General features: G+C 72.5%; 8 protein-coding genes. 3 read left to right on the forward strand and 5 right to left on the reverse strand.

Annotation, left to right across the window (positions count from 1 at the left end; translation table 11 throughout):
* Positions 1–35: 35 nt before the first annotated feature.
* From glnA to ACFPZN_RS47990, 4 genes are all read right to left on the reverse strand, one after another.
* A complete protein-coding gene (gene glnA, locus ACFPZN_RS47975; protein ID WP_378290388.1) occupies positions 36–1,397 on the reverse strand; it encodes a type I glutamate--ammonia ligase in 1,362 nt (453 codons plus the stop codon).
* A gap of 384 nt (positions 1,398–1,781) precedes the next feature.
* Positions 1,782–2,579, reverse strand: a complete 798-nt coding sequence (locus tag ACFPZN_RS47980; protein WP_378290390.1) for an amino acid ABC transporter ATP-binding protein — start codon at positions 2,577–2,579, stop codon at positions 1,782–1,784.
* The gene (locus ACFPZN_RS47985) at positions 2,576–3,442 is read right to left on the reverse strand and encodes an amino acid ABC transporter permease (RefSeq protein ID WP_378290392.1); all 867 of its coding nucleotides are present in this window, start codon (positions 3,440–3,442) and stop codon (positions 2,576–2,578) included. The genes ACFPZN_RS47980 and ACFPZN_RS47985 overlap by 4 nt, the downstream gene beginning before the upstream one ends.
* On the reverse strand, positions 3,403–4,227 hold the full coding sequence (locus tag ACFPZN_RS47990) for a transporter substrate-binding domain-containing protein (RefSeq protein WP_378290394.1): 825 nt from the start codon (positions 4,225–4,227) through the stop codon (positions 3,403–3,405). The genes ACFPZN_RS47985 and ACFPZN_RS47990 overlap by 40 nt, the downstream gene beginning before the upstream one ends.
* 153 nt (positions 4,228–4,380) lie before the next feature.
* Here ACFPZN_RS47990 and ACFPZN_RS47995 point away from each other — a divergent pair, with 153 nt between their 5' ends.
* Positions 4,381–5,421 carry a terpene synthase family protein gene (locus ACFPZN_RS47995; RefSeq protein ID WP_378290397.1) on the forward strand — a complete coding sequence of 347 codons (1,041 nt, stop codon included), beginning with the start codon at positions 4,381–4,383 and terminating at the stop codon, positions 5,419–5,421.
* Here the strand turns inward: ACFPZN_RS47995 and ACFPZN_RS48000 are convergent.
* Complete coding sequence (locus ACFPZN_RS48000; RefSeq protein WP_378290399.1) at positions 5,418–6,392, reverse strand: ArsR/SmtB family transcription factor; 975 nt, start codon at positions 6,390–6,392, stop codon at positions 5,418–5,420. The two genes, ACFPZN_RS47995 and ACFPZN_RS48000, sit on opposite strands and share 4 nt — an antisense overlap.
* Before the next feature lie 55 nt (positions 6,393–6,447).
* Between ACFPZN_RS48000 and ACFPZN_RS48005 the strand changes: the two genes are divergently transcribed.
* Positions 6,448–7,692 (forward strand): MDR family MFS transporter, encoded by a 1,245-nt coding sequence (locus tag ACFPZN_RS48005; protein WP_378290401.1) that lies wholly within the window; start codon positions 6,448–6,450, stop codon positions 7,690–7,692.
* Positions 7,693–7,728: 36 nt separating this feature from the next.
* Complete coding sequence (locus ACFPZN_RS48010; RefSeq protein ID WP_378290403.1) at positions 7,729–9,510, forward strand: NAD+ synthase; 1,782 nt, start codon at positions 7,729–7,731, stop codon at positions 9,508–9,510.
* The last annotated feature ends 351 nt before the right edge of the window (positions 9,511–9,861 follow it).

Below are 9,861 nucleotides of genomic sequence, written 5' to 3' on the forward strand. Positions count from 1 at the left end.
CCGCGCGCCCGCCCCGCGCTCGCTTCGGAGTCTCGCTAGAGCACCGCGATCAGGCGCTTGCGCTCGAACTCGGTGACCTGGCGGCGGTACTCCTCCCACTCGGCGCGCTTGTTGCGCAGGAAGAAGTCGAACACGTGCTCGCCCAGCACGTCGGCCATCAGCTCGCTGCGCTCCATCGCGTGGATGGCCTCGTCCAGGCTCTGCGGCAGCGGCTGGATGCCCAGCGCCCGCCGCTCGGCCGAGGTCAGCGCCCACACGTCGTCCTCGGCGCCCGGGGGCAGCTCGTAGCCCTCCTCGATGCCCTTCAGGCCCGCGCCCAGGATCGCCGCGAACGCCAGGTAGGGGTTGGTGGCGGTGTCCAGGGAGCGGAACTCGATCCGGGTGGCGTGACCCTTGTGCGGCTTGTACATCGGGACGCGGACCAGCGCGGAGCGGTTGTTGTGGCCCCAGCAGATGTAGGACGGGGCCTCGCCGCCGGCGCCCGCCGTGGACCCCACGCCGCCCCACAGCCGCTTGTAGGAGTTGACGAACTGGTTGCAGACGGCGGTGATCTCGGCCGAGTGCCGCAGGATGCCCGCGATGAACGCGCGGCCCACCTTCGACAGCTGGAACTCGGCGCCGGGCTCGTAGAAGGCGTTGCGGTCGCCCTCGAACAGCGACATGTGGGTGTGCATGCCCGAACCGGGGTACTCGGTGAACGGCTTGGGCATGAACGAGGCGAACACCCCCTGCTCCAGCGCCACCTCCTTCATCACCAGCCGGAAGGTCATGATGTTGTCGGCGGTGGTGAGCGCGTCGGCGTAGCGCAGGTCGATCTCCTGCTGGCCGGGCGCGCCCTCGTGGTGGCTGAACTCCACCGAGATGCCCATCGACTCCAGCATCATGATCGCGTTGCGCCGGAAGTCGTGCGCCGCGCTGTGCGGGGTGTGGTCGAAGTAGCCGCCGGCGTCGACCGGCTCGGGCTCGCGGCCGTCCTCGGGCTTGTCCTTGAGGAGGAAGAACTCCACCTCGGGATGGGTGTAGAAGGTGAAGCCCAGGTCGGCGGCGCGGGCCAGCGCGCGCTTGAGGACGTACCGCGGGTCGGCGAAGCTGGGCGTGCCGTCCGGCATGAGGATGTCGCAGAACATGCGGGCGACGCCGGGCGCCTCGCTGCGCCAGGGCAGCACCTGGAACGTGGCGGGGTCCGGCTGGGCGATCATGTCGGCCTCGTAGACCCGGGCGAAGCCCTCGATCGCCGACCCGTCGAAACCGATGCCCTCGGCGAAGGCCCCCTCCAGCTCGGCGGGCGCCACCGCAACGGACTTCAGGAACCCGAGCACGTCGGTGAACCACAGCCGGATGAAGCGGATGTCGCGCTCCTCCAGCGTGCGGAGCACGAACTCCTGCTGACGGTCCAAAGCCTTCTCCCTCGACGATGCCGTGCCTGTGCCTCGTGTCGCGTGCCGTGCCGTATTCGTGCCTTGTGCGAGCCGTACCCGGTGGCGGCCGTCCGTCACCCGGACCGCCGCCGACCGGCCGCCGCCTCCCGCTCCGCCGCGTGTTTGCGCAGGTACGGGGCAGGAACCGACAGTCCAGCCACCTTGCAGTATGCCCGGCCGCTGTTACCGCGACGTTACAGGTGATGATCTCCGCGGCGGCACGGTGCAAAACCGCTCATAACACCGTTCCAAACTCTGCCATACATCCCGGAGTGCCCGTCACCGCGGCCCGGCCCCGCGCGTCGGGGGCCGGACCGCGGCCGGATCGGCGTCCCGCGGGGTCACGGAACGTTCACGCGGCGGTCACGGGGACGGCGGCCCGGCCTCGCCGACCCGCGCCGCCGCCGGGTCCAGGACGCGGGACAGGAACGCGCGGGTGCGCTCGTGCCGCGGATCGGCGATCACCCGTTCCGGCGGCCCCTCCTCCACCACGACCCCGCCGTCCATGAACACCACCCGGTCGGCCACCTCGCGGGCGAAGCTCATCTCGTGGGTGACCACCAGCATGGTCATCCCCTCCTCGGCCAGCTCCCGCATGACGCCCAGCACGTCCCCGACCAGCTCCGGGTCCAGCGCGGAGGTCGGCTCGTCGAACAGCATGACCTCCGGGCCCATCGCCAGCGCCCGCGCGATGGCCACCCGCTGCTGCTGGCCGCCCGACAGCTGCGCCGGGTAGGAGCCGAACTTGTCGCCCAGGCCGACCCGTTCCAGCACCTCCCGGGCGGTCCGGTCGGCCGCGCCCCGGTCCCGCCGCAGCACCTTGCGCTGCGCGATGGTGACGTTCCCGAGCGCGGTCAGGTGCGGGAACAGGTTGAACGACTGGAACACCATCCCGATCCGGCGGCGCACCGCGTCGATGTCGACCTCCGGGTCGGTGATCTCGGCGCCGGCCACCCGGACCGTCCCGGAACTCGGCTCCTCCAGCAGGTTCACGCAGCGCAGCAGGGTGGACTTGCCGGAGCCGGACGGCCCGATCACGCAGACCACCTCGCCCGCGCCGACGTGGAAGTCGATGCCGCGCAGCACCTCGTGCAGGCCGAACGACTTGTGCAGGTCCCTGATCTCGATGACGCCGGGGACCGCGTCCGCGGGCTCGCTCATCGCCGCTCCCTCCGTTGCCGGGCCTCCAGCCGCCGGGCCAGCAGGCTCAGCGGGATCGTCAGCAGCAGGTAGCAGATGCCCGCCACGATGATCGGGGTGGTGTTGCCCTGCTGCCCCGCCAGGTCCCGCCCGAACTTGGTCAGCTCCCGCTGCTCCAGCGTGACGCCGAGGAACAGCACCAGCGAGGAGTCCTTGCACAGCAGCACCAGCTGGTTGGTCAGCGGCGGGATGATGATCCGGAACGCCTGCGGGATGATGATCGACCGCATCGCCCGGCCGTACGACATGCCCAGCGACCGGGCCGCCTCCATCTGGCCGCGCGGCACCGCCTCGATCCCGGCCCGGATCGTCTCGGCCATGTACGCGGCGGCGGCCAGGCCCAGCGCGAGCCCGGCCTGCCCGGCCACGCCGCCGGGCACGTTGCTGCCCGGGAAGGCCAGCGGCACCCCCACGCTGACGAAGATGAAGATCAGCAGCAGCGGCAGGCCGCGGAAGATCTCGATGTAGACGGTGGCGAACCAGCGGTAGGGCGCCACCGACGACAGCCGCATCAGCGCGACGACCAGCCCGGCCACCAGCCCGAACGCGAAGCCGAGGCCGGTGTAGAGGGCGGTGTTGAGCAGCCCGACGGTCAGGATCTGCGGGAACAACTCCTTGGCCACGTCCCAGTTGGCGAAGTTGACCCGCAGCTGCGGCCAGTCGGCCAGCAGCACCACCACCAGGACGACCGCGGCGAACAGCGCGTACTGGCCGCCGAGCACGAGCCGGCGGCGGGTGCGCCGGGACAGGCCCGGGGGCGCCGCCGCCTTCGCCGGCTCGGCCGTCACGAGGTGCCGCCGGACGTGGGCATCGGCCCGATCCACTTCTCGTAGATCTTCTTGTACGTGCCGTTCGCCCTGCTCTCGGCGATCGCCTGGTTGGTCAGCTCGACGAGCTTGGCGTTGTGGCCCTTGCGCGTCCAGAAGCCGTACTGCTCACCGGTCTCCAGGTTGGCGACGATCGCGTACTTGGCGTTGTCGGCCGGGTTCTTCAGCCAGCCCTGGACGACCGGGTAGTCCTGCACGATGACGTCGACCTGGCCGGTGCGCAGCCCGTCGAGCTCGGCGAGGGAGTTGTCGAACGAGCGCGGGTCCAGGCCCTTGCCCTTGACGAAGTCCTCACCGGTGGTGGACGCCTGGGAGCCGAGCTTGAGCTTGCGGTTCTTCACGTCGTCCAGCGAGGTGATCCCGCTGTCCTTCTTGGCCATGAGGGCCTGGGTGGCGTCGAAGTAGGGCTTGCTGACGTCCATGTGCTGGACCCGGTCCGGCTTGATCGTCATGCCGCCCATGACGATGTCGCACTTGCCGGCGTTGAGCGCCGAGCCGGTCTTCATCGTCTCGAACGGGGTGTCCACGATCTTCTGGGTGACGCCGAGCTTCTTGGCCACCAGGTCGATCATGTCGACGTCGAAGCCGACCACCTTGCCGCCCTGCTCCACCTGGAACGGCGGGTAGGGCAGGTGGGTGCACGAGGTGAGCTCGCCCTTCTTGATCAGCTTGACGCCCTGCACGGTGGCGCCCTCGTCTCCGCCGCAGGCCGCGGCGGAGGTCAGGGCCAGGGCGAGCGCCGCCGCTGCGGCCATGAGGCGGCGGGGGGTCGGTCCGGACACGATTCCTCCAGTGATCGATCACGGACCGCCGTGTCGGCGCCGCGCGGCTCACCGCGCGGGACGGTCCACCCTCAGTCTCACCCATCCATTTCCCTAAAATTGACGTGGCGATCATCGGTCCGACAACGGAATGATCACTACGGTGAAGTGGTCGTGAACACCTCACTGCTGCACTCGCTCGCCGACCGGTCCGCCGCGCTGGCCGTCCCGTCGGCCATGCACGCCGACGTCTGGCAGCTCGGCGAGCGCGTCGACGCCTGGGCGCGCGGCCGGGGCCTGGTGCTCGGCGATCCGGACACCTCGCCGCTGGGCCGCGCGCGCTGCGAACGGCTGGCCGCCCGGCTGTTCCCGGACGCCGAACCGGTCCGGGTGGAACTGTTCGCCCGCTGGCTGACCTGGACCTTCGCGCTGGACGACACGCTCGACCAGGCGTCGGTGTCGGGCAGCGCCACCGCCGTCCACGCGGTCTGCGACGACCTGCTGCGGGCGATCCGGCGCGGCCAGCCCAGCCCGGGGGCGCGGCCCCTGGAGAGCACCCTGATCGAGCTGTGGCAGGACACCTCGGCGCGGATGAGCCGGGAGTGGCGGCGCCGGTTCCTGGGGCACCTGGAGGAGCACCGGACGGGCTGCTCCGAGCAGGCCGTGTTCCGCCGGATCCGCCAGACGCCCACGCCCGAGGAGTACCCGGCGCTGCGCCGCCGCGCCGCCGGCCCGTTCCTGTACGACCTGATGGAGCCCGTGCTCGACGTGGAGCTGCCGACCCGGCCGCTGGCCCTGCCCGCCTGGCAGGCGCTGCTGGAGGGCACCGCCGACGTGGTCACCTGGTCGAACGACATCGTCTCCTACGGCCGCGAGGCGGTGCAGGGGGACGTGCACAACCACGTGATCGTGCTGGCCGAGGCGTACGGTCTCGAGCCGGCGCAGGCGATGCGCCGGGTCGCCGAGCGGATCGCGGTCCTGGCGGACGAGCTGCGCGACGCGGCCGGCGCGCTGAAGGCCACCGTCGCCCGGCTGGGCCTGTCGGCACCGGACCGGGACGCGGCGGACCGGGTGATCGAGGTCCTGCTGCGGGCGCCCCGCGCGCACATCGACTGGCTCGCCGAGTCGGGACGCTACAGCCCCCCGGAGGGGACCTCCCCCGGCTACTACGGCCGGGACGGCCTCCGCCTGGACGGCCTCGCCTCGCTCCGCTAGCCCGCGTCACCGGCCGCCGCGAGGGCGTCGCCCGCACCCGTCCGCGAGTAGAGGACCCGGCGGCCCAGCCGGTGCCCGGTGACCAGGCCGCACGCGCGCAGCACGCCGAGATGCTGGCTGACCGCCCCCGCCGTCACCCCGAGCCGGCGGGCCAGCTCGGTGGTGGAGGCCGGGGTCTCCAGCGCCGCCAGCAGCTGGGCGCGGCGGCGTCCGACCAGGGCGGCCAGCGCGTCCGGCGGCGCCGCGGGCCTCGACTCCCACAGCGTCGCCACGCCGAGCGGCGGGTAGCTGAGCATCGGCTGGTACGGCGGCACCATCACCGACACCCGCGGCCACACGAACGCGCTGGGTACCAGCAGCAGTCCCCGGCCGCGCAGCTCGCTGCGGAAACTCCACGGCCGGTCCACGACCAGGGTGTCGGTGCGCCACGCCACGCCCCGGTGCAGGTCGGCGAACACGCCCTCGGCGCCGTGCGCGGCCAGCGCGCGGGTGCGGCGCAGCACATCGCCTTCGAGCAGGTCCCGGATCGGCTCCCAGTACGGCTCGACCGCCTGCGTCCAGAAACGCTCCAGCTGGTCGGCGACGCGTTCCAGGGTGCGGTCCGGCTCGCCGGCGAGGGCGCGGCGCCGCGCCCCCACGGCGACCCCCGGCCGCGCCCAGGTGATCTCCTCGGCGACGGTGCACGGCGGCGTCGCCCGCACGGTCTCCAGCTCGGCGGCGAAGTCGGGCAGCGGGGTGGCCGGGGGCGGGGTGAGGAAGTCGGGGACGTACCCCTCGGCCGGGACGAGCTCGCCGAGCAGCTCCAGGTCGAGCCCGCGCAGCCGCGGCCGCACCCGGCGCACCCACGGCAGGTGCAGCGCGTGCCGGGAGGGGTCGGCGAGGACGCGCAGGCCGTGCACGAGCTCCCACAGCGGGGAGAAGGCGAACCGCACCCGCGCGACGTCGTCCGGCGCGAACACGAACTCGATCATTTAGCCCAGGCTAAATCACTGTGCACCGCCCCGCCGCGCTCCGAGGATCGCGGTCGTGTCCACCCTCGAACCCCCCGCCCCCGCGCCCGGTCGCGTGGCCGCGTTCCTCGCCCCCCGCCTCGGCGGCCTCCCCCGCCCCTTCTGGGTGCTGTGGTCGGGCCAGCTCCTCAACCGGCTCGGCACCATGGTGGAGCCGTTCCTCGGCCTGTACCTGACCACCGTCCGCGGCCTGTCGCTGGTCCAGGCGGGCGCGGTGATGGCCGTGCTCGGCGCCGGCTCGCTGGCCGGCCAGCTGGCCGGCGGGGCCCTCGCCGACCGGATCGGACGCCGCGCCACCCTCACCGCCGCCACGGTCGCCACCGGCGCCGGGATGCTCGCGCTCGGCTACGCCGAAGGGCTCCCCGCGATCATCACGGCCGCGTTCGTGCTGGGACTCGTCCTGGACATGTACCGCCCGGCGGCCGCCGCCATGGTCGCCGACCTCATCGGCCCCGAGGACCGGCCGCGCGCCTTCGGGCTGCTGTTCTGGGCGGTCAACCTGGGCTGGGCCGCCGCGATGGTGCTCGGCGGAACCCTGGCCGGGCACGGCTTCATGTGGCTGTTCTGGATCGACGCGCTCAGCTGCGCCGCGTTCGGGATCCTGGTGTGGCGCGCCGTCCCCGAGACCCGTCCGGCCTCACCGCCCGAGGACCGGGCCGCCGGCACCTGGAGCGCGGCGCTGCGCGACCGGGTGATGGTCGCGTACACGCTGATCACCCTGGTCTACACCTTCGTGCTCATGCAGGGCCTGACCACGATGCCGCTGGCGATGAAGGAGCAGGGCCTCGGACCGCAGGCGTACGGGCTGGCGATCGCCGCCAACGGCCTGGTGATCATCGCCGTCCAGCCGCTGGTCGGCGCCTGGCTCGCCCGGCGCGACCACAGCCGCGTGCTGGCCGCCGGCTTCGCCGTCGTCGGCCTGGGCTACGGCCTCACCACCGCGGCCACCACCGTGTGGGCCTACACCGGCGCCATCCTGGTCTGGACGCTCGGCGAGGTGGTCGCCGCGTCCGTGCTGCAGGCCGTGGTCGCCGACCTCGCCCCCGAACACCTGCGCGGCCGCTACAGCGGACTGTACGGGCTGTCGTGGTCGGGCGGCTTCCTGCTCGCACCGCTCGGCGGCACCTGGCTGCTCGGCCTCGGAGCGCCCGCGCTGTGGCTGTCGTGCCTGGCCCTGGGCCTGGCCGCCGCCGCCGCACAGCTGGCCCTGGGCCCCGCCATCCGCCGCCGCACTGGCACCCCGACCCACTTTTCGTCATAATGACGATACCTATTCCCGTCACTTAGGCTGGTGGACGTGGCACAGCTCAGGATCGCTCTCGCGCAGGTGAACCCGACGGTCGGCGACCTGGAGGGCAACGCCGGCCTCCTGGTGGAATGGACCCGGCGCGCCGCCGAGGCCGGCGCGCACCTGGTCGCCTTCCCCGAGATGATGCTGACCGGCTACCCCGTCGAGGACCTCGCGCTGCGCTCCTCGTTCGTGGAGGCCTCCCAGCGCACCCTCGCCCGCGCCGCCCGCACCCTCGCCGACGAGGGCCTGGGCGACGTCCCCGTCGTCACCGGCTACCTCGACCGCCGCCCGGTCAGCATGATCCGCGCCGGACTCCCCGCCGGATCCCCCCTCGACGCCGCCGCCTGGCTCCACCACGGCGAGGTGCTGATCCGCTCCGCCAAGCACCACCTGCCCAACTACGGCGTCTTCGACGAGTACCGCATCTTCGTCCGCGGCGACACCCTCCCCGTCGTCCGCGTCCACGGCGTCGACGTCGCCACCGTCATCTGCGAGGACCTCTGGCAGGACGGCGGCCCCGTCAGCGTCACCTCCACCGCCGACGCCGGCCTGCTCCTGGCCATCAACGCCTCCCCCTACGAGCGCAACAAGGACGACGTCCGCCTCGAACTGTGCGCCACCCGCGCCCGCGAGGCCGGCTGCGCCCTCGCCTACGTCAACATGGTCGGCGGCCAGGACGAACTCGTCTTCGACGGCGACTCGGTCATCGTCGGCGCCGACGGCGAACTCCTCGCCCGCGCCCCCCAGTTCACCGAGCACCTCCTCGTCGCCGACCTCGACCTGCCCGCCGCCGCCATCGAACCCGTCACCGGCCCCGTCAACGCCCTCGACGGCACCACCATCAGCATCGACCACCACGTCGTCACCGAGGACCCCGTCCCCGCCTACGACCCGTCCCCGCCCACCGCCGCCCGGCCCCTCGACGACCTCGCCGAGGTCTACGGCGCGCTCGTCCTCGGCACCCGCGACTACGTCCGCAAGAACGGCTTCCGCTCCGTCCTGCTCGGCCTGTCCGGCGGCATCGACTCCGCCCTCGTCGCCACCATCGCCGCCGACGCCATCGGCCCCGACCTCGTCCACGTGGTCCTGCTCCCCAGCCGCTACTCCACCGAAGGCTCCGTCACCGACGCCGAAGACCTCGTCAAACGCCAGGGCCTGCACTCCCGCATCGTCCCCATCCGCGGCATGGTGGACGCCTTCGAATCCGAGCTCGAACTCCACGGCCTCGCCGCCGAGAACCTCCAGGCCCGCATCCGCGCCAACATCTGGATGGGCCTCTCCAACGAGCACGGCCACCTCGTCCTCACCGGCGGGAACAAGAGCGAGCTCGCCACCGGCTACTCCACCCTCTACGGCGACTCCGCCGGCGGCTTCGGCCCCATCAAGGACCTCACCAAGACGATGGTCTGGGCCCTGGCCCGCTGGCGCAACGACCAGGCCGGCAAGGACCACCCCGCCCTCCACCCCTTCGAGGTCGAACCCATCCCCGAGGCCATCATCGTCAAGGAGCCCTCCGCCGAACTCCGTCCCGACCAGAAGGACCGCGACACCCTCCCCCCGTACGACGTCCTCGACCCCCTCCTGGTCGACTACGTCGAACGCGACATGGGCCGCGACGCCCTCATCGCCGCCGGCCACGACCCCGCCCTGGTCGAACGCGTCATCCGCCTCGTCGACCTGGCCGAATACAAGCGCCGCCAGTACCCGCCCGGCCCCAAGATCACCCCCAAGAACTTCGGCCGCGACCGCCGCCTCCCGATAACCAACCGCTGGCGAGAGCTGCGTTGACCTGGGGGGCCACCCCCCAGACCCCCAGGGCGGGGCGATCGGCCCCTCCAGTCGCTGGCGCTCCTTACGGGTCCGCCCACCCCGGCAAGGGGCTCCGCCCCCTGCACCCCCGGCAGGAGGGGCTCCGCCCCCCTGCACCCCCCGACAAGCAACACCGCAGGGTGAACTGAGGGGACCAAGACCTTGCACAAGGCCATTGGTGCTGCGTGGGCTTGGGGGATTGAAGTCCACGTACGGATGGCCGTTGGGGGTGCAGGGGGCGGAGCCCCTTGCCGGGGGCGTGGGGGCGGAGCCCCCACCGGGGGGTGCGCGCCCTGGAGCGAGCCCCCAGGCGAGCGGAAGGGCGCGAAC

The organism is Actinomadura rugatobispora, from assembly GCF_042656285.1.
Classification (GTDB): domain Bacteria; phylum Actinomycetota; class Actinomycetes; order Streptosporangiales; family Streptosporangiaceae; genus Spirillospora; species Spirillospora rugatobispora.

What these genes read in the sequence shown, in the direction of transcription:
- ACFPZN_RS47980 (WP_378290390.1), bottom strand. Translation starts at nt 2,579, where the DNA reads ATGAGCGAGCCCGCGGACGCGGTCCCCGGCGTCATCGAGATCAGGGAC.
- ACFPZN_RS48000 (WP_378290399.1), bottom strand. Translation starts at nt 6,392, where the DNA reads ATGATCGAGTTCGTGTTCGCGCCGGACGACGTCGCGCGGGTGCGGTTC.